This window comes from Pseudaminobacter soli (ex Zhang et al. 2022), from assembly GCF_014595955.1.
Lineage (GTDB): Bacteria > Pseudomonadota > Alphaproteobacteria > Rhizobiales > Rhizobiaceae > Kumtagia > Kumtagia pseudosoli.
In genome coordinates, this window is sequence record NZ_JABVCF010000001.1 from 229,201 (window position 1) to 249,319 (window position 20,119).

Below are 20,119 nucleotides of genomic sequence, written 5' to 3' on the forward strand. Positions count from 1 at the left end.
ACATAGATCATGAAAAGACGCGGAAGAGTGCTCGGGCATCTGCTGCTGCTCGCCCTTGTCGTTGCCGGCTTCGCATATTGGTATGGGACCCGGCTGCCCTCGAGCTCCTTCGACGGAAAGGTCGCTGGAGAGCCCAAGCCTGTGGAGGTCGGCGAATACGCAGCCCGTGTTTCGGATTGCGTGGCATGCCATACGACCGAACATGGCAAACCCTTCGCTGGCGGCCTCGAGATGGGGACGCCGCTGGGCTCGATCTACGCCACCAACATCACCCCCGACCGCGAACACGGCATCGGCAACTACTCGCTTGCCGATTTCGATCGGGCCGTGCGGCGTGGGGTTGCGCCGGACGGTCGGCGCCTCTATCCGGCGATGCCTTATCCGTCCTACGCCAAGCTGTCTGATGAGGACATCGCGGCGATGTACGACTACTTCATGAACCATGTGGAGCCAGTCGCCGAAGCCATTCCGGCCTCCAACATCCCATGGCCGCTTTCCGCCCGTTGGCCGATCGAATACTGGAACCTGCTCTTCTATCGCGAAGGTACGTACCAGCCCGACCCGACCAAGGACGCGAAGTGGAACCGCGGAGCCTATCTGGTGCAGGCTGGAGGGCATTGCGGCTCTTGCCATACGCCACGCGGCACGGCGATGCAGGAACTCGGATTGGACGAGACCGATCCGGCCTTCCTCAGCGGCGCATTGCTTGACGGCTGGTATGCTCCAGCGCTTCGCGGCGAGTCTGGCAATGGTATCGGTCGCTGGACGGAAGACGAAATCGTCTCGTTCCTGAAGACCGGCCGCAACAAGCATGCGGTGGTCTTCGGCTCGATGATGGAGGCGTTCAACAACTCCACCACCTTTATGACCGACGACGATCTCTCAGCGATGGCCCACTACATGAAGTCATTGCCGCGCGATCCTGAACCGGTCTGGGAATATGACGACAGCACCCAGGCGATCTTCGCGGGTGGCATGTCTGCTGCGGAGCCCGGTGCCCAGCTCTATCTGCAGAAATGCAGCCATTGCCACGGACGGGACGGAAAGGCGCGTGGGTCATTCGTACCACCGCTTGCCGGTTCGTCGTCGCTGCTGGCCGATACGCCCGCGTCGGTTATCAACATCATCGTGAATGGTGCCGGGCGCGTGGTCGCCAACGGTGTGCCGGACAGCTACCGGATGCCGCCCTACAGGGTGACCCTGAAAGATCAGGATATCGCTGACCTCGCAACCTTCGTTCGCAAATCGTGGGGCAATACGGGTGGCGCTGTCACGGTCGAAGAGGTTCGTGACCTGCGTGATCGGACCAATCCGTTCAGTGACAGAGTCATTCTGTTGCAGATGCGCTGAGCGTATGGCCACGAACCGCTTTGCGGTTCGTGGCCCATGCAGCGAAGCTGAATCCGAGGACCGATCCGGGCGGTGCGGAATAGTCCACCGAGAATTGACCATACTTTGAACCTTGCCCGGTAGGGGAACGACAATCACAGCACAAGTTTCTAATATTTCAATGCCTTACGCGATATGACCCGCGAAAGCTGGCATGACCTTTGAGTTGCCCCATTACTCTCCTACGGCGAAAGGGCTGACTGGTTAGGAGAGTTTCGTCTTGCAGCACCCAAAGCGAATTTTGGTGACAGGTGGCGCCGGCTTCCTGGGCTCGTTTCTATGTGAACGCCTCCTCGCCCAAGGGCATGAGGTCATCTGCGTCGACAATTTTTTCACCGGCAGTCGGTGGAATGTCGCGCACCTCCTTTCCAATCCGGCCTTCGAGGTCATCCGTCACGACGTGACGTTCCCGCTCTATATGGAGGTCGACGAGATCTACAACTTGGCCTGCCCGGCCAGTCCCGTTCACTATCAGCATGATCCGGTGCAGACCACGAAAACCAGCGTGCATGGCGCGATCAACATGCTGGGTCTGGCAAAACGTCTGAACGCAAGGATCCTTCAAGCATCCACGTCAGAAGTCTACGGCGATCCCGACGTCCATCCGCAGCAAGAAGGCTATTGGGGCAATGTAAATCCGATCGGGCCGCGCTCCTGCTACGACGAAGGCAAACGCTGCGCCGAAACGCTGTTCTTCGACTACTGGCGACAGCATTCGCTGCGGATCAAGGTTGCACGCATCTTCAACACCTACGGGCCGAGGATGCGTCCGGACGATGGGCGCGTCATATCCAACTTCATCGTGCAGGCGCTCCGAAACGAGCCGATCACCGTCTACGGAGATGGCGAGCAGACCCGGTCGTTCTGCTATGTCGACGATCTCATCACCGGTTTGATCCGCCTGATGGAGACGCCCGACGAGGTTACTGGCCCGATGAACCTCGGCAACCCAGGCGAATTCACCATGCTTGAATTGGCCGAGTTGGTGCTGGAACTGACCGGCAGCCGCTCCGAGATCCACCACCTGCCGCTGCCCGTTGATGACCCCAAATACCGGCGACCCGACATAGCCTTGGCGAGGTCGACCTGCGACTGGGAGCCGCAAACGCAACTTCGTGAAGGACTCGGCAAAACGATCGCCTATTTCGACAGCCTCTTGGCTTCTGAACGCAGCACCCGTCTTGCCGCCGAATGAAGACAGTTCTGGTAACGGGTGGGGCCGGCTATGTCGGCTCCCATTGCTGTAAGGCCTTTGCGCGTGCGGGTTGGACGGTCATCGTATTCGACAATCTCTCGCGCGGCTGGCGCGAGGCCGTGAAATGGGGACCGCTGGTCGAAGGCGACATCGCCGACGCCGCTGAAATCGGTGCCGCGCTTGAGCGACACCGGCCGGATGTCGTCGCTCATTTCGCGGCCTACGCCTATGTCGGCGAGTCCGTTGAGCGACCGGAGATTTATTACCGCAACAACAGCGTCGGCTCGCTCGTCCTGCTCGAGGAGATGCGGAAGGTCGGCATCGACAAGCTGATTTTCTCGAGCACCTGCGCGTCCTACGGAATCCCGTCGCGCACGCCGATCGACGAGGAGCATCCGCAGGCGCCGATCAATCCCTACGGATGGTCGAAATTCATGATCGAGCGGATGATCGAGGACTTTGCGGGGGCCTACGGGCTCAGCGCTGTCATGCTGCGATATTTCAATGCTGCCGGCTGTGATCCTGACGGCGAGATCGGCGAACGGCACGAGCCGGAGACACACGTCATTCCGCTGGCGATCGAAGCCGCGCTCAAGCAGGATCGGACCTTCACCGTCAACGGCACCGACTTCGACACGCGCGATGGAACCGCGATCCGCGACTACATCCATGTCAGCGATCTTGCACAGGCCCATGTGCTGGCCGCCGAGAAGCTGCTCGGCGAGCGCGGCATCCATGTCTACAACCTTGGAACCGGGAACGGGACGACGGTAGGCGAACTGGTCGAGGCGGTCAGCCGGCTCTCCGGATCGCAGCTACGCGTGGCATACGGACCGCCCAGGCCCGGTGACCCGCCGATACTGGTGGCCGCGCGCGGCAAGGCAGAGCGGGAACTGGGCTGGTTTCCGCAGCAGTCCGATATCGACAGGATCGCGGAGACGGCACTCGCCTGGTATCGCCGGCAACTCTAGGATCACTGCCAGTCAAGTTTAGGCGTGGCGCGCATCCGCGCTCAGCAATGTGTCGAGCGCCGCGCCGACAGCCCTTAGCGAGAACTTCTGCTCGACACGGTGGCGCGCGGCGAGCCCGAGGCGGCGGCGCAGTTCCACATCGGCGCGCAGCCTCTTCAGGCCATCCGCGATCTCTTGCGGCGCCTCCTTGCGAACCAAAAGACCGCCCGACGCTTCGCCTTCAGCCAGGATGTCCGGCAATCCCTGAGCGTCGGTCGCCACCAGAGGCAGGCCGCAGGCCATCGCCTCCAGCGGTGCGACGGGCATTCCTTCGATGCGGGAAGCCGTGACGTATATGTCGGCCGCTGAAAGCCACTGCCGAAGAAAGGCGCGGTCCGTCGTGTAGTCGGAACGCCAGCTCACATTCGGGAAGCCACTGTTGCGCAGCAGTTCCGCGAAGGGCTCTCGGTCCTGACCGGAACCGATAATCACCAGCCGCGCCTTCGCATCGTCGGCAAAGGCCGACCACGCCTGCAGGAGCACGTCGAGTCCCTTCCTGCGGATGTCGATGCGCCCGTGGTTGACGACGATGAAGCTGTCCGCGGGCAAGCCAAGCGCGGCGCGTGCCTCCTGGCGGTCGATTGCCTGCCACTCCTGCGCATCTATGGGATTGGGGATGTCGACGATGTTCAGGCGAATGCGTGGGTAGGCATGGGAAAGCCTCTCGCGCTCTGCCGCAGAGGCTACGATCAATCCACTGCAGGTACGCAACGATGCCTGCCGGGCAACTCCCTCGATCCACGAAAGCGTGCGGTCGCCGCCCTGAAACGTCGCGTAGAGCGGTATGCCCATGCGCCATGCGAGCAGGGCCAGGGCGTCGATGCGGGTGTATTCGTATTCCTGCGCCAGGATCACATCGCATCCCGCGCCGGCGAGCACTTCGCGAAATGCCGAAAGCGGTGTCGCCCGCCAGCGCCGAAGGCTATGGGCGGCGTCCGATCCGTCCTTTCGAGCACGCCTGCCGGGCACGACCCAGATCGGCGTGCCGGTCGCGGCATGATGATGGTGCGTGATGCGGTCCACACGCTCCGACGCGCAGACAATAATGGGCGTATACCCGGCGAGTCGCAGCGCGGCCGCATAGCCGAACAGCCAGCCGCCGGTCATGCGCTCAACGAAATCCTCGAGCCGCAGGCCGATCGGATCGAGAAACTCCTCCACCACGTCTCCCCACGGAAAGAGAGCGATGATCCTGGAGGTACCGGTCATTTTCGCCAAGCGAAGGCCGTCTCGGTGCCGCGCGTGGAGGGCCTGTGCAGGAGGTAACCGATCGCCGTCAGCGGAGCCGCCAACGCATAGAGGAGCTTGCGGCGGCGTCGGCCGAGTCGCGAGAAAGCGATATCGTGGAAGAATGCGGTGACCGGATTGATGAACGTCGCCCGCCGCTCTGACGGTCTGCCGAAAAGCGCCGCAAGCTCCGGGTCGAAATAACCTCTGCGGACATGCCCCCATTCCTGCATCAGCTCGCTCTCATGCGGGCAATAGGGTTTCATCGCCGCGTAATAGGGATAGTGCCAGTTGGCCTCCGGAGTAGAGACGAGGACCCAGCCGCCGGGCCGGACGACGCGCAGGGCTTCCTGCGCGGCGCGATGGTCCTCCTCGATATGTTCGAGCACGTCGAACAGCGTCACAACGTCGAAGCTGTCGTCCGCAAAGGGCAGGGAACGCGCATCGCCGCAGACGAAAATGGAGCGCTCCCAGCTCGGCTGGCTCTTCGAAAGCTCGGGGTCGATATCCAGCGTGACGATGTCCGCTTTCGGGTAGAGCAGGCTCGCCAGCCCGCTGCGCCCGCCGCCGACCTCCAGCACGCGTCCGCGCCCTTGCAACTCGGCCGGAGCGACACGATGGATCGCCCTCATCTTCTCACGATAGAACAGCCCGTCCGTAAAACCGTTGGGGAACGGGTTGCGGGCGAGAAAGGCGCCGAGCGGCGCCTTGCGGCTCATTGGCCCGCTCCGCCGGCGGAAAGCCGCGGCGCGCGTTGCCTGCGCCAACCGGACCGGAACAGAAACTGTAGACCAGCGGTCCAACCCGCGACCTCAGCGGTCAAGGTTTCGGGGCGGCCGTTGCGGCCTTCGAGAAGGCCTTTGAGAAAGGTCCTCAGGAAATAAATCGGAAGCTGCCCGAAAATGCGGACGAGATTGCCGCGGTCGCCAAACTCGTCATACTGCGCGACGAGTGCGGCGACGTGGCCCCTCATATAGGACCGCATCTGCTGACGCAGCTCCGACAACTCCCTGCGATGGTGATGAAAGACCACGGCGCGTGGCTCGTAGAGGCACACGCCACCATTGGCGAGCATCCTGTACCAAAGCTCGGAATCCTCGGAGCAGCCGGCCGCTCCAGCTCCGAGTCGCTCGTCGAACAGGCCGATACGCTCGAACATCTTGCGCCGGAAGGCCATGTTGGCGCCGGCACCGATCTTCCAGACATGCGCCCCGTGGGGACGAGTCTCTTCGAGGAAGCGGTGATCGAAGCGCAATGGTACGAAGGTCGTCCCGAATCCTCCCATGTCCAGCTGAAAGATGCGCTGCGCAGGGGTGTCCAACTGGGCTGGCAGAACAAGACCGGTCAGGGCGTCGATGCTCTCGTCCAGGAAGGCGCGTCCGACCTCTGCAGTCCAGCTTGGATGAAGCTCGACATCGTCATCGGTGAAGGCGATGATTTCGCCGCAGCTCGCGCGAATCCCTGCATTGCGCGCGACGCTAAGCCCAGGGCGCGGCTCATGCACATGGCGGATTTCGGGAAAGCGTCGGCATATCGATTTAGCATTGCCGTCGACGGAATTGTCGACGACGATGATTTCGCTTGGAGGGGTCTGCTGCGTTGTGACGCTCTTCAGGCATCCGGCAAGCGCTTCTCCGCGGTCGCGCGTGCAGATCACGACCGAGATGTCCTGAGCGGACATCCCCGATGGGGCGGCCAGTCGGTCCAGTTGATCAACGAGATTGTCCGCGCCGAGCAGGTGAGCCAATATCAGCGCTTGCTTTGGCCGGCCCTCGAACGTCGCCCTGAGCGGAGCGCCGAGGGTTGGGCTGCGCGCCGCGAGCTGAGCGGCGCCAAATTCGGCCGCGAACTGGCGGAGCTGCGCTTCGCCGAAGGGCAGCTCCTCGGGAAGCGAAGCGCGCATTCCCAGCGGCAGGTCCTTCCACCAGAAGACCGAGAACGCGGCCGCATCGCCCCCATGAGTGTCCTTGTGCGTGGTGCTCAGGTCGATATGTCTCACGGGAAGGCTTTGCGCGGTCATCGGTTCAACTCGCGTATCGCCTGCACGCGGGAGCGCGAGCGGTCGTACTCGCCGGCGAGGCCGCGTATGCCGCCCCAAACTTCGGCAATGCCGAAATTGACGTCGCGACCGCGAAGACCGCGCACGGCGCGCGCCAGCGCCCTGGCTTGATCCACGAACCACCAGCGGACCATGGCGCCATGCCGGGAGCGCAACTCGCGGTCGCTGCGCCTGCACTTGACCAGAAAGGCCATCATACCGAGCCCCCAGGACCAATATTGCCGCCTGAGCTGGGCGATCGTCTCGCGATGCTCATGGTAGACGGCGAATTGCGGCTCATAGACCATCGTCCGGCCGGAGCGCAGGACACGATAGAAGATATCCAGGTCGCCGCCGCCGGGCAGTGGCGCGCCGGTGTCGAGGGCCTCGTCGAAACCACCCAGGGAAATCAGCAACTTCCGCTCGAAGGCCATATTGCAGCCGGCGCCGAGCACCCCCGCCCCGACCGGATGGAGCGGATTGTCGAACCGGGCATTGCGGAATTCGTTGCGGTAGAAGCCGCGCCCGAAGCCGCCGCGCCGCTCGAAATAGATCTGCGCTTCGGTATCGAGGCGGTATGGCAGCACCAGCCCGGTGAACCCGCCGGCACCGGGATTGTCGCGGCAGGCCTTGGCGAGGCCGATAAGCCAGTTGCGGTCGACGACCACGTCGTCGTCGAGATATGCGATCAACGCGCCGGTGGCGGCTTCAAGGGCTGCATTGCGGGCGAAATTGAGCCCGGCTTTGGGCTCGAACACGTATCGAATACCATCGAAGCGCTCGACAGCTTCGCGCGTGGTTGAGTCCGTCGAGGCGTTGTCGACGACGACGATCTCGATGGCGGCGAACGAAGAATTCTTGCGCACCGCATCGAGCGAGGTGAGCAGTCGGGACAGCCGCTGCGCCCGATCCTTGGTGCAGATCGCAATGCTGAGCGAGGACAGCGCCGCGCTCGGAGGCGCGCTCTGCGCCAATTCATGCTCGACCTTTGCGATGAGCACGCGCGCGGCAAAGTGCCGATCTGCAAACTCGCGGAGCTCTTCGGCGGAAAGCATCGAGCCCGAGGGACGGGCGATCATCTCGAAGCCGACCAACTGATCGTGCCAGCGCGCGATCAGCCCGACGCCGCTTTCTTCGGGCGCGAACTCGATTGCTTCTAGCGGCTTCGACAGCTCGATTTCGACGAGTCGGTACGCCACTCTCGTCAACTCGCCGCCGCAACGGACAAATGCCCGCTCTGAAGATCGTAAAGCCGCGCAAAATGACCGGGCCGCTTGAGCAACTGATCTGGCGGACCGACCTCGACGACGCGCCCGTTCGACATGACTATGATCTGATCGGCCGCCCGCACTGTCGAAAGGCGATGCGCGATGACTACCAAGGTCCGGTTCTTGGAGAATTGCTCGAGCGCGAGCTGAAAGGCTTGTTCCGTCTCGATGTCGAGTGCATTCGTCGCCTCGTCAAGCAGCAGGATGTCTGGATTGCGCAGGATCGCGCGGGCAAGCGCAATCCGCTGCCGCTGCCCGCCCGAAAGCCGCATGCCTTGATCGCCGACCTTGGTGTCATAGCCTTCGGGCAGCGAGGTGATGAAGTCATCGGCCCTCGCTATCCGCGCCGCATCTCTTATCCGTTCGGGACCAGCGTCGAAATCGGCATATTCGATGTTGCCGGCAATCGTGTCGTTGAACAGGTAGACATCCTGCGACATGACGGAGAGCCGCTCGCGCCAGCTATGCAGGTCGAATGCAGGGAGCGGGGTCCCGTCGGCGACGATCTCACCCAATGTGGGATCCCTGAAGCGGAAGAGCAGCGACATCACGGTGGACTTGCCAGCGCCGGATTCGCCGACAATGGCAGTGGTCTTGCCGGCCGGTATGCTGAACGAGACTCGATCGAGCGTCAGTGGTTCGCCGGGCGCATAGCGGAACGACACATCACGGAATTCGACCGCATGCCTGATCGGTTGCGCGGCGACACTTCCAGTGCTGAGAAAAGGCGTGTCCGTGGCGCGCAGGAAATCGTCGACATCGTCGATTGCCGCACCGATGCCATCCAGCGCGATCTTCGACTGCAGCAACTCCCGGACGGGTCCCTGCAAGCGGTAGAGCAGCGACAGGAAGGCGGCGAGCGCGGCGATGCCGGTACCGGTGCGCTCCGCGGCGAGGATCAGGATGCCGATCATGACCGCGATCGACATTTCGGAAACCGGCCCCGGCACCGCCCAGAGCATGTCGAGGCGCAGCAAGCGCTGCCGCACCCGATCCGATATCTGCCTGAGGCGCTGGCTCTCATATCCTTCCCGGGCGAAGGCCCGGATAAGTTGCAGGGCGGCGATGCTCTCCCACATGCGCAGCCCGAACTGCTTGTTCTCCTCGACGACGGCCTTGCCGGTCTCATCGGCGCGACGCGTCGCGAACCGGATGGCCGACGCGGTCACCACAAGAAACAGCAGCGAAAGCAACGTCAGGCGGGCGGAGATCGCCAGCATCAGCGCAACGAACACGACGAAGGTGCAGGCGCAGATGATCAGCCGGTAGCACAGACTCAGCCCCTGGCTGACCTTCCAGGTATTGTTCGCGATCGTGGTGACGATATCGGCTCGCCTGTTTTCGGCTCGGTAGTCGATGCATGAGCTGATCGTCTGTTCGAACACGCGGCATCTGAGCTGGTGGGCAACAAGCCCGTCGACGTATCTGGTCACCCACGTGTTGATGAGGTTGACGGCAATCTTCAGCAATATGCTGACGCACAGCACGACAACCAGGACTGCGGTCACGTAATGTTCGGGAATTGGCGACAGGATCCCCTCGAAGAGCGGCCTCCACCTGCTAGGCTCGGCCGTCGCGCCAAGACTCTCGATGAGCGGAATGAAGAGGAACAGCCCGGCGCCTTCCAGCACAGCCGCGGTAAGGCCGAGCGCCACAATGGCCGGCCCCGCCCAGACAGGAGCAGCGGCTAGGCGGAAGATCCTTCGCATCCGCGCCGGCAGCGACGGCGTCACCAAGCCATCTCCCCGTATGGCGGCCGCGGCTGGGCCCCGCGGACACGTCGCCACCCGGCCTTGGCCCATTGCGGCACGAGCCGGGCCCGACAGTAGGTGTCAAGCATGCCAGGCAGGCGCGAAAGGGCCATTCGTGGCTCCAGTGTCGCCAGCCGACGCATCAACTCACCAGCCGCCAAAACGCAGCCGCCGACCAGTGCCCTGACGACGAGCCACTGCAGCATGTCGACCAGATGGGCATCGAGGTCGTCGCGGAGTTCCGGATGCTTCTCGCGGAACTCGGCGAACACGATTTCACACGAGCGCAACATCTGCCGGACATCGCTCGACATGTTGGAGTTCGTCATGCGGTAGCCGACGAGATACTGGGGAACGACGCGGAATTCGAACTGTGCGGCAACACGCAGGCACATCAGCATGTCCTCGCAGCCTTGCGCGTTCCTCGCCCGCAAGGAAGGATCGAACCCGCCGGCCGCATCGAAGGCTGCGCGGCGCAACATCAATGAGCTGCCATTGCCGACGAAATTGTTGCGACACATGCGCCGCAGCACCCATCCCTCGGCCGAGGGCCGGTTGTCGAGTGAATAGACGCGGCTTTCGGCATCGATCTGGGCGAACCAGCAATAGGCAAGCCCGACGGTGGGCCCACCTTCCTGCAGTGCCCACAATTGCTGCGCGATCTTGGAAGGCGCCCATAGGTCGTCGGCGTCGACAAAGGCCAGGAACTCGGCTTCGGTCGATGCGGCGCCGAGATTGCGCGCGGCGGCCACACCGCCATTTTCCTGCCGTATCAGGCGAATGCGCGGATCACGGCATGCGTGTTCCTCCACGATCGCCGCCGATCCGTCGGTCGACCCATCGTCGACAACGATGATATCCAGCGCAGGATATGACTGGCCGCGAACGCTTTCCAGGGTGGCGCCGATGGTACGCTCGGCATTGTACATCGGCACGACAACGCCGACGGGAACGCTGTCGACTTTCAACGGGCGGCGCCCCAAACCGTCAGGCCTGCGGTGGCGCATATCCGAAATCGAACGGCCTCCTGAGCATACGAAGATCCGTGCCCAAAGGCCCCGATGCCGCCCCAAGTTGAATTGTCCGCAATGCAACCTAGCCGTGCAGACTGCCACGGACCGTCGAACAGGTCCGCGTCTGCAAGGTAACGCTTGCAGGGCGTTATGATGCCGCGCGGCAAAAAGGCTATTTCAGGTATTCGCACAACCGGTGAGCTTCTCTAAGATTTGCGGCAACCTTTGAATTAAATTTGTCCAATTTGAGTTCTCACCGGGCGAACAAGGCCTCGTGAGACAAAGTGCCGTCGCTATCCCTGTGGATTCAACCTGAGGTTGGTAAGGCGGCGAACAAATCCAATCGGACAATGAAGTCCGCCCATGATTGGGTGAGAGGAGTTTTTGTCCCGAAGGTCCGTTCGGCTGAGCCAAATCCCGATCCTGGATCGGATGGCCATTTCAATGCATCGATAGCCCGACGATCCGGCTCCGATCATTCATAGCCGCACTTTCCGAGACGGTTTCCGTAATGCGGCTAAGGCAAGTGTCAGCTCGATCGTATTTCAGGCGTGGCACTTGACTCGACTGGCGGAACGCCCTCCCGTGCAAGGCCCGTACGATGTTTGACGCGCCTCGCAAGTCGGACCAGCCGCCGGATCACGCCATGCCTGACACGCCCGTCGTCATCGATCTTGATCCTTCCCTGTTCGGCGATCGCGAAAAAATCATCGCAACCAGCGGCGGGTTCGCCGTGTCCGCGTTCCGCTATCGCTCCGCAGTCGCGGCGCTGCGGGTAGAGAACGGCGCTGGAACAGCGGTCCTGCTGCCGTTCCAGGGCCAGCAGATCTGGGACGCGACGTTCCTCGGCCGCCGCCTCACCATGCATTCGCCGTTCGATGAACCGCAGCCGGCCCGCGAGTATCTCAGGACGTACGGCGCGTTTTTCCTGCATTGCGGCGGCACGTCGATGGGCAATCCGGGTCCGACCGACACCCACCCGCTTCATGGCGAACTCCCCAACCTCCCATATCAGAGCGCCCAGCTTCTCTTCGGCAGCGACGACGAAGGCGCATATGTCGACCTGACCGGCGCCGGCCGTGACACGCTCGCCTTCCACCACGACTTTGTCGCGCGCCCGGCCATCCGCATCCGCGAGGGGGAAACTGCGTTCGAAGTATCGATCGAGGTGGAGAACCGGGCGGGAAAGCCCCTGCCCTTCCTTTACCTCGCCCACATCAATTTCCGCCCGATCGATGGCGGCGTCCTGGTCGACACTGTGCGCGATGACAGGGCAGATGTTGCTGTGCGCGTCCCAAAGCTCTCCTCCGAGGAACGGCCTGAAGTCATCGCATATCACAAGGCGATCGCCGCCGATCCGGCTCACCATCGAACGCTCCGGCCGGGAACGCCGATCCAACCGGAACTGGTCCTCACGATGAATGCGGCCGCAGGTGAAGACGGCTGGGCGCATGCCCTTCAGCGGCATCCCGACGGGACCGCCGACTTCGTCACGTACCGTCCCGACGAACTTCCATACGCAGTGCGCTGGATCACGCGCGGCCCGGATCAGGATGCGCTGGGGATCGTACTTCCGGCAACCGCTCCGCCGGATGGGCTGGCGGCCGCCACTGCCAACAAGCAGTTGGTCTGGATCGCACCGGGCGCTTCCTATCGGACCTCGATGCGGTTCGGTGCGGTCGACAAGCCTAGCGCCGACCTCCTCGAAGCCGCCATCGGATCGATCCGCGGCCGCTGATTTGGCTCGCTGGACAAATCCATTTGCAGGCATGTCAACTTCCTCCGCCAGCCTGCCGGAGCGCCAAACCTCTTGGAAGGGCCAAGAATGATCACCATTGCGGACATCGATGCGGCGCACGAGCGCATCAGCCCCTTTGTACGGCGCACGCCTATCATGGAGGCGACGCTGGCACGAGAGGACCTCCCGGTCGATGCCAGCGTAACGCTGAAGCTCGAACTCAACCAGGTCACGGGATCGTTCAAGGCGCGCGGCGCGATGAACCGGCTGCTCGGTGCGGACAGGGCTGAGATCGCGAATGGCATCATCACCGCGTCGGGCGGCAATCACGGCCTTGCCGTGGCGCGCACCGCCCATGTCGCGGGCGTGCCGGCCTTCGTCTACGTGCCCGAGACCGTCTCACCCGCCAAGGTCGAGAAGATGCACAAATGGGGCGCCGAGGTGCGCGTCGTTGGCGCGGAGTGGAGCGCCTCGAACGAGGCGGCGCTGGAATTCGCAAGATCCAGCGGCGCGGCCTATTTCCATCCCTTCGCCGACCCACTGGTCGTCGCGGGTCAGGGCACGCTTGGACTGGAGATCCTCGATCAGATAGAAGACTTCGACACGATCGTGATTGCCATCGGCGGCGGAGGTCTGATTGCCGGACTTTCGACCTCGATCAAGGCGCACCGGCCCAACGTCCGGATCGTCGCCGTCGAGCCGGTCGGCTCGCCGACAATCAAGGCGAGCCTCGATGCCGGCGCGGTGGTGACCCTTCCGGAGGTCACCAGCCGGGTGGCCACGATGAGCTGCCGGCGGACCGACGAGCGCGTATTCGAGATCGCCCGCCGCCTCGTGTCGGATGTCGTTCTGGTCAGTGACGAGGCTATGCTCAGCGCCTCGCAGTGGCTCTGGTATGAGTACGGGATCGCTGCCGATCTATCGGGCGCCGCCTCGATCGCGGCGCTGCGCAGCGGCCATCGCGTCTTTGATGAGAGCCGGAGAATATGCGCCTTGATCTGCGGCGCCGGGGCAGAAGGCACGGCGCCGTAAGGCGGCTTGGGGCGGGTAACGGGACGGCTTCCCGAGCCGCCCGGTCGCGGCCCTTTGCCCTCCCTCTTCGGGTCAGAATGCCACCTCAGACTACGCCTCAGTTTCGACGTGAAGACCTAGCCGAGTCACCTCGTCGCGCCGCAGCTTCCAGTCGAAATCCAGGAAGAACTCGTCGAGTTGCGGCGGCTGTACCGAGGCGCCCGACAGCATCGCGTGGACCTGGCCGCGATGGTGGATGTCGTGGATGAAGAGATGCGCGAGCAGGTCGCCGACGTGTTCTGGGATCTGCCCGTTTTCGCCGCGGTCCGTAAATACCTGGCGATCCAGGTCGCCTTCGCCAAGCGCTTCACAGAAGGCAAGCAGCCGCCGGTCGAAGGCAGCCTGCTCGGCCGCGAGCTCAGCTGAATCGTCGAAGTCGGAATAGCGGTCGAGGATGGCCCGTCCGACGCCGTCCTGCTCTATCATCCCAAGATAGTAGAGATCGACCAACAGCACGTGATTGAGGGTGGCCTTGATTGAAGGAAAGAAGCTCGTGCGCTCAGCCTCGAACTCGCCCGGCTGCAGCGCGTGTACCGCACGATAGAGCCGGTCGTTCGACCACAGATTGTTCGCCGCCATGCGGCGGTAGTGGGAAAGGAGGTCCATACCGCTTGTCCCTCAGAGGCTACTGATTTCAGTTCGCCGCCGCCTGCACCGTCTGCTCGATCGCGCCGAAGATCGAATGCCCCGCGAGGTCCTTCATCTCGATGCGCACCGTGTCGCCGAAGCGCAGGAAAGGCGTCTCCGGCGAGCCCGTCTCGAGGGTCTCCACCACTCTCTGCTCGGCTATGCAGGAATAGCCGACACCGCCTCTCGCGATCGGCTTGCCAGGGCCGCCGTCCAGCTTGTTAGACACCGTGCCCGATCCGATGATGGTGCCCGCGGCCAGCCGCCGGGTCTTCGCCGCATGCGCGATCAGCCGGGGGAAGTTGAAAACCATGTCGACACCGGCATTAGCCCGGCCGAACGGCTTTCCGTTCAGGTCTACATTGACGGGCAGATGCAGATATTCGCCGTCCCACGCCTCGCCCAGTTCGTCGGGCGTGACCGCGACCGGCGAGAAGGCGGAGGACGGCTTCGACTGGAAGAAGCCAAAACCCTTCGCCAATTCGGCCGGGGCAAGTCCGCGCAGGCTGACGTCGTTGACCAGCATGATCAGCCGGATCGCCGCCTCAGCCTCCTCTTCCGAGGCACCTATTGGGACGTCGTCCACGACGACCGCGACTTCCGCTTCGAAATCGATACCCCAATCCTCGTCGGCCATGATGATGGGATCTCGCGGTGCCAGGAAGGAATCGGAGCCGCCCTGGTAAATCAGCGGGTCGGTCCAGAAACTCTCCGGCATCTCCGCCCCGCGCGCCCTTCGAACCAGTTCCACATGGTTCACATAGGCCGAACAATCAGCCCATTGGTAGGCGCGCGGCAGGGGCGAATGGGCATGATGCTCGTGGAAACGTTCGGCAGGCACGGCGCCGGCCTCGAGCGACTCGGCCATGGCCTGCAGATGCGGCGCCACGCGCTGCCAGTTGTCGAGCGCCGACTGCAGAGTTGGAACCAGGAAGGAAGCGTCGGTGAAGAGCGTGAGGTCACGCGAGACGACGACGAGCCCGCCATCTCGCGACCCGTCCTTTAGGCTGGCAAGCTTCATCGCGTCTCCTCCTGACCTCGAGGGAGCCTAGGCGATCGTCGCCCTGCGTCAAGGCAGGTGTGTATGTGTGTAGCTGTTCGCCCCCTCTCCGCCTCGCTTCGCTCGGCCCCTCTCCCCCTGAAGGGGCGAGGAAAAGCTCAGTTCTGCGGCAATGGCCGGGGATATTGCACGCGCGGCGGAATGCGGTGATGCAGCAAAGCGAGCACGAGAAGGCTCATGCAGGCCATGAAGATGGTCGGAAACAGCGTCATGCTCTGCGCCGGCGAGCCAAGCGCGACCAGTGGGACGGCGCCAGCCGGCGGATGCGTGATGCGCAGCGCCAGCATTCCCGCGATCACCACGCCGACCGCGAGCGCCGCGACCTAGCAGTTGCCTGGAAAGCTCAGGGCGGCGGCGACCGCGACGATGGTCGCAAAGAGATAGCCTCCGAAAATGTTGATCGGCTGGGCGAGCGGGCTCGCCGGCTGGCCGAACAGCAGCACCACGGTCGCACCAAGCGGAGCGATCAGCAGCGGAAGCTCGGTCAGCGAGGACAGCGCACCGACGCCGCTCAGCCCGATTGCCGAACCCGCGCCGGACTTCAGGTGACCGAGCATCCGGCCGCTCGGCTCATGACGTATGACGAAGGGAAGGATATGGCGGCGCATTTCAGGAAAAAGCTAAGAGGCAGGCCCGTCAGGAACAAAGCTAATGGCCGGCCCGGATAGCAGACGCCGTGCCCCGCGTCATGACGACTGCGTTCTCATATTGTGGGCCAGCAGGGAAATGATTTTCCCTGTGGCGCGTGCGCTACCAATCCATCACCACTTTGCCGGCATTGCCGCTCTTCATGGCCTCGAAGCCCGCGAGGTAGTCCTCCGCACCGATCCGATGCGTGATGAGGCCGGAAACGTCGAGCGGGCCCTGGACCAGCGCGATCATCTTGTACCAGGTCTCGAACATCTCGCGGCCGTAGATGCCCTTCAGCGTGAGCATCTTGAAGATCACCTTGTTCCAGTCGATCGAGAAGCCCGTCGGGGCGATGCCGAGGATGGCGATCTTGCCGCCATTGTTCATCACGTCGATCATGTCGCGGAAGGCGCCCGCCGAACCCGACATCTCAAGGCCGACATCGAACCCCTCGCGCATGCCCTCCTCGCGCATTACGTCGCTGAGCTTTTCCTTCGAGGCGTCGACGACGTGATGCACGCCGAGTTTCTTGGCGAGTTGCAGCCTGACGGGGTTGATGTCGGTGATGACGACTTTTCGGGCGCCGACGCTCTGGGCGACCAGCGCGCCCATGATGCCGATCGGTCCTGAGCCAGTGACCAGCACGTCCTCGCCCACCAGATCGAAGGACAGCGCGGTGTGAACCGCATTGCCGAGCGGATCGAAGATGGCGGCGATCTCGTCGGGAATGTCATCCGGGATCGGAATCACATTGTGCTGCGGGATAGCAATATACTCGCCGAACGCGCCCGGCCTGTTCACGCCGACCCCCAGCGTGTTGCGGCAGAGATGCCCCCTGCCCGCGCGGCAGTTGCGGCAATGGCCGCAGACGATGTGGCCCTCGCCGGCGACGCGCTGCCCGACGCGGTACTCGGTCACCGCCGCGCCGAAATCCGCCACGACGCCCACGAACTCATGGCCCGTTACCATCGGCACCGGCACGGTCTTCTGCGCCCACTCGTCCCAATTGTATATGTGGACGTCGGTACCGCAGATCGCGGTCTTCTTCACCTTGATCAGCACGTCGTTGGGGCCGATCTCGGGAACCGGCACCTGCTCCATCCAGATGCCCGGCTCGGCCTTCGCCTTGACCAGGGCGCGCATCATGTTGGACATCAACGACATCTCCAGTTTGGGGATCGACTCAGGAGCATTACCTAATCACTCCGAGCTCTTTTCCGACCGCTCTGAACGCCGCGATCGCCCGGTCTATATCAGCGGTCGAATGCGCGGCGGACATCTGGGTGCGGATGCGCGCCTGGCCTTTCGGCACCACCGGGAAGGAGAAGCCGATCACATAGATGCCGCGCTCCAGCATCTTCGAAGCCATCTGTTGCGCCAAGGCGGCGTCGCCCAGCATCACTGGGATAATCGGATGTCCCTCGCCCGCCAAGGTGAAGCCGAGCCTCGTCATGTCGCGGCGAAAACGCTCGGCGTTGTCGTAGAGCTTTCTCCGCAGTTCCTCCCCGTTCTCGATCAGTTTGAAGGCTTTCAGCGAGGCCGCGGCGATGGCCGGCATCAGTGTGTTCGAGAAGAGATAGGGGCGCGAACGCTGACGCAGCCACTCGACCACCTCGCGTCTGGCCGCCGTGTAGCCGCCCGAAGCGCCGCCGAGCGCCTTACCGAGCGTGCCCGTGATGATGTCGATGCGGCCTTCGACGCCGCAATGCTCGGGCGAGCCGCGGCCATGGCTACCGACGACTCCGACGGCATGGCTGTCGTCAACCATCACCATGGCATCATATTTCTCGGCGAGATCGCAGACGCCCTGCAGGTTGGCGATGATGCCATCCATCGAGAACACGCCGTCGGTTGCGATCAGCTTGACGCGGCTGCCTTCGGCCTTCTTCAACTCTTCTTCGAGCGCTGCCATGTCGTTGTTGGCGTAGCGGAAACGCTTCGCCTTCGAGAGCCGCACGCCGTCGATGATCGAGGCATGGTTCAGCGCATCGGAGATCACCGCGTCGTCTTCCGTAAGCAGCGTCTCGAACAGGCCGCCATTGGCATCGAAGCACGATGAATAGAGGATCGAATCCTCCATCCCGAGGAACTCGGCGATCTTCACCTCGAGTTGCTTGTGTTCCTCCTGGGTGCCGCAGATGAAGCGCACGGAGGCCATGCCGTAGCCGTAGCGGTCCAGCCCCGCCTTGGCCGCTTCGCGCAGTTCGTCGTTGTCTGCGAGGCCGAGATAATTGTTGGCGCAGAAGTTCAGGACCTTGCCGCCGCCCTCTACCTCTATCTCGGCCGATTGCGGCGAGACGATCACCCGCTCGCTCTTGTAGAGCCCGGCGGATTTCAGACCCTTAAGCTCGTTCCGGAGATGGGAAAGAAACGCGTCGCGCATGCCGATAGTCCTCGTGAGGGAGCACTTTCGCGCAGGGCAGGCACGAAATCCATCGGAAATGCGACCTCTGCCGGGACCATTGGCTGTTGCAGGGGGCCGCGATGGCCCGGTCATTCGCTGCGGTGACGTCGGTCGTAAACTGTCATCCCCATCCGCGGGAACAGTGCCTGCTCGACAATGGGTGCGAGACGAGCGGCCACCACACGATGCCCGGCAGCGGCCATATGGACCCCATCAGGCCCACGATGGTCGGGATCGTAGCAGGCGCTGCCGCTCACGAATATCGCGTGATGTCTTCTTGAAAGGCTGCGTCCTACCGCGTCCCAGTCCGGGTAGAAGAAGCCACAGAGAACCGCTTTTATGCGACGCGCATTGAGCCGCGCGAGTATCCCGTCGATAGCTGCCACAATGGCCTCAGGTCGGGTGCGGGCTACCACGTCGTTGTAGCCGCCCTGGACGATCACGAGGCTTGTTCCCGGGGGCACACTGGCGTCGAGACGCGCGAGCATCCGCTCGAACGTATCCCATCCCACACCGGCATTGATGACGCGCACGTCGTGCCCTCGACTGTGAAGGATCGCATCCAACTGCGCCGGGAACGCCGCCCTTCTGCCTACGCCGGAGCCGGAGGCGTTGCTGTCACCGAGCACGACCACAGTCGCCGGCTGAGCCCAAGCGTTTCCGGTTGCGAGAGAACTCCCCAGCAGAGTTAAGTATGAAAGGACCAGAGCTGCTTTGCGGATATGTCGAGCGAGCGAACTCATGGCGCCTCCTGATCCGCGCCGTACTGGCGGGATGTTGTGGCTCCCAGGATTAGATGCGGCCTTGATGGCGCGCGCAATGCTGCGTCCGCCCATCAGAGGGGATTACTGCGATCGTATTGTACGGTGAGGCGCGGATCAGGCCCGATCTTTGAGGCCCGTGGCGCCTTCCTGCGCCGCGCAATGAGCGCAACAATAGATGACGTCGTTCTGCTCGACCCCGTGCCCGATGACCCTCACGCCACAATGCGCGCAAGTCGGTGCAAGTTTCTGTATCGCGCATTCGAAGCTGTCGAACGTATAGGTTTGTCCGGCTGACATAACCTGGATTGCTTTGTCGTAGTTGTTTCCGCATTGATCACAAGTCGGCATGTAAAACCTCCCTGTCAGATCGATTGCAATCGACCCGAAAACCTTACTCTCAATCGGGTCCACAGCCCAATCGAAATGACCTCCTGTCAAAATTAATTGTAATGGCCTTGAGAGACCAAGCGCTCGGAAAGCTCCCCCCTCCATCGCAGCGCCCGGTCGACCCGGGGCGAAAGCTGCCTATTGGACGCCCGACGGCGATACACCCGCATGCGTCTTCTGCCGAGCACGCTGAGAATTCGTGTGGAGTGGCGCCTGCCGGTAGTGATGGGTAGCGCGATGATGACGCGTGGTCCTGTGGATGCCGTGCGCGGCCCCAGGGGACATCTCGGAATAGCCCGTGCTCCCGTACCCATGGGCCTGCGCGGCTGTCACCCCTGCAAACCCGAAGGTGGCGATGAACAATGAAGCTACGGTGGTGGTGAGCAAGCGGCTCATTTCAGTCTCCTTCACGCTGCGCCTGATCGGCGCGCACTCTGCTTAAAGGGAACCTGAAAGCGACGCGCCGAACCGCGGCGAGCCCTAATTGTCTGCTCACTTGGCAGCCTGTCACTGATAACGATCAATTTCCGAGAGTGAAACCTATAGC

The 20,119-nt window shown here is 62.9% G+C and carries 17 protein-coding genes and 1 pseudogene; 6 read left to right on the forward strand and 12 right to left on the reverse strand.

The window, feature by feature from the left end; all coding sequences use genetic code 11:
• The first annotated feature begins 9 nt into the window (after window positions 1-9).
• The 3 genes from HUI96_RS01105 (at window position 10) to galE (ending at window position 3,555) form a co-directional block, all read left to right on the forward strand.
• Window positions 10-1,350, forward strand: coding sequence for a c-type cytochrome (locus HUI96_RS01105; protein ID WP_188252781.1), 1,341 nt, complete (start codon window positions 10-12; stop codon window positions 1,348-1,350).
• Between the two features lie 259 nt (window positions 1,351-1,609).
• Window positions 1,610-2,584 (forward strand): UDP-glucuronic acid decarboxylase family protein, encoded by a 975-nt coding sequence (locus tag HUI96_RS01110; protein WP_188252782.1) that lies wholly within the window; start codon window positions 1,610-1,612, stop codon window positions 2,582-2,584.
• Window positions 2,581-3,555, forward strand: a complete 975-nt coding sequence (gene galE / locus HUI96_RS01115) for a UDP-glucose 4-epimerase GalE (RefSeq protein ID WP_188252783.1) — start codon at window positions 2,581-2,583, stop codon at window positions 3,553-3,555. Before HUI96_RS01110 ends, galE begins: the two co-directional genes overlap by 4 nt.
• An 18-nt stretch (window positions 3,556-3,573) precedes the next feature.
• Here galE and HUI96_RS01120 read toward each other — a convergent pair whose 3' ends face one another.
• From HUI96_RS01120 to HUI96_RS01145, 6 genes are read right to left on the reverse strand one after another with little or no spacing between them, the layout of a single operon-like run.
• The gene (locus HUI96_RS01120) at window positions 3,574-4,803 is read right to left on the reverse strand and encodes a glycosyltransferase family 4 protein (protein WP_188252784.1); all 1,230 of its coding nucleotides are present in this window, start codon (window positions 4,801-4,803) and stop codon (window positions 3,574-3,576) included.
• Window positions 4,800-5,540 carry a class I SAM-dependent methyltransferase gene (locus tag HUI96_RS01125; protein ID WP_188252785.1) on the reverse strand — a complete coding sequence of 247 codons (741 nt, stop codon included), beginning with the start codon at window positions 5,538-5,540 and terminating at the stop codon, window positions 4,800-4,802. The genes HUI96_RS01120 and HUI96_RS01125 overlap by 4 nt, the downstream gene beginning before the upstream one ends.
• Window positions 5,537-6,841, reverse strand: coding sequence for a glycosyltransferase family 2 protein (locus HUI96_RS01130; RefSeq protein WP_188252786.1), 1,305 nt, complete (start codon window positions 6,839-6,841; stop codon window positions 5,537-5,539). The genes HUI96_RS01125 and HUI96_RS01130 overlap by 4 nt, the downstream gene beginning before the upstream one ends.
• Window positions 6,838-8,058, reverse strand: coding sequence for a glycosyltransferase (locus HUI96_RS01135; protein ID WP_188252787.1), 1,221 nt, complete (start codon window positions 8,056-8,058; stop codon window positions 6,838-6,840). The genes HUI96_RS01130 and HUI96_RS01135 overlap by 4 nt, the downstream gene beginning before the upstream one ends.
• A 5-nt stretch (window positions 8,059-8,063) precedes the next feature.
• A complete protein-coding gene (locus HUI96_RS01140) occupies window positions 8,064-9,860 on the reverse strand; it encodes an ABC transporter ATP-binding protein (protein WP_337917807.1) in 1,797 nt (598 codons plus the stop codon).
• A complete protein-coding gene (locus HUI96_RS01145) occupies window positions 9,857-10,846 on the reverse strand; it encodes a glycosyltransferase family 2 protein (RefSeq protein ID WP_188252789.1) in 990 nt (329 codons plus the stop codon). The genes HUI96_RS01140 and HUI96_RS01145 overlap by 4 nt, the downstream gene beginning before the upstream one ends.
• Before the next feature lie 691 nt (window positions 10,847-11,537).
• Here HUI96_RS01145 and HUI96_RS01150 point away from each other — a divergent pair.
• Together HUI96_RS01150 and HUI96_RS01155 are read left to right on the forward strand one after the other, a co-directional pair.
• Window positions 11,538-12,629: a DUF4432 family protein gene (locus tag HUI96_RS01150; protein ID WP_188252790.1), complete on the forward strand. Its 1,092-nt coding sequence runs from the start codon at window positions 11,538-11,540 to the stop codon at window positions 12,627-12,629.
• Window positions 12,630-12,716: 87 nt separating this feature from the next.
• Window positions 12,717-13,661, forward strand: coding sequence for a threonine ammonia-lyase (locus HUI96_RS01155; RefSeq protein ID WP_188252791.1), 945 nt, complete (start codon window positions 12,717-12,719; stop codon window positions 13,659-13,661).
• Window positions 13,662-13,751: 90 nt separating this feature from the next.
• Here HUI96_RS01155 and HUI96_RS01160 read toward each other — a convergent pair whose 3' ends face one another.
• The 6 genes and pseudogenes from HUI96_RS01160 to HUI96_RS01185 all read right to left on the reverse strand — a co-directional run bounded on the left by HUI96_RS01160 (window position 13,752) and on the right by HUI96_RS01185 (window position 19,164).
• Window positions 13,752-14,306 (reverse strand): DinB family protein, encoded by a 555-nt coding sequence (locus tag HUI96_RS01160; protein ID WP_188252792.1) that lies wholly within the window; start codon window positions 14,304-14,306, stop codon window positions 13,752-13,754.
• A gap of 28 nt (window positions 14,307-14,334) precedes the next feature.
• Window positions 14,335-15,348: a fumarylacetoacetate hydrolase family protein gene (locus HUI96_RS01165; protein WP_188252793.1), complete on the reverse strand. Its 1,014-nt coding sequence runs from the start codon at window positions 15,346-15,348 to the stop codon at window positions 14,335-14,337.
• A 137-nt stretch (window positions 15,349-15,485) separates the two neighbouring features.
• Window positions 15,486-15,995 (reverse strand): annotated as a pseudogene (locus HUI96_RS01170) (HPP family protein).
• A gap of 142 nt (window positions 15,996-16,137) precedes the next feature.
• Window positions 16,138-17,172, reverse strand: a complete 1,035-nt coding sequence (gene tdh, locus HUI96_RS01175) for an L-threonine 3-dehydrogenase (protein WP_188252794.1) — start codon at window positions 17,170-17,172, stop codon at window positions 16,138-16,140.
• Between the two features lie 37 nt (window positions 17,173-17,209).
• Entirely contained in the window at window positions 17,210-18,400 is a 1,191-nt protein-coding gene (locus HUI96_RS01180; protein WP_188252795.1) for a glycine C-acetyltransferase, read from the reverse strand.
• Window positions 18,401-18,510: 110 nt separating this feature from the next.
• The gene (locus HUI96_RS01185) at window positions 18,511-19,164 is read right to left on the reverse strand and encodes an SGNH/GDSL hydrolase family protein (RefSeq protein WP_188252796.1); all 654 of its coding nucleotides are present in this window, start codon (window positions 19,162-19,164) and stop codon (window positions 18,511-18,513) included.
• 706 nt (window positions 19,165-19,870) lie between these two features.
• Between HUI96_RS01185 and HUI96_RS01190 the strand changes: the two genes are divergently transcribed.
• On the forward strand, window positions 19,871-20,014 hold the full coding sequence (locus HUI96_RS01190) for a hypothetical protein (RefSeq protein ID WP_188252797.1): 144 nt from the start codon (window positions 19,871-19,873) through the stop codon (window positions 20,012-20,014).
• The last annotated feature ends 105 nt before the right edge of the window (window positions 20,015-20,119 follow it).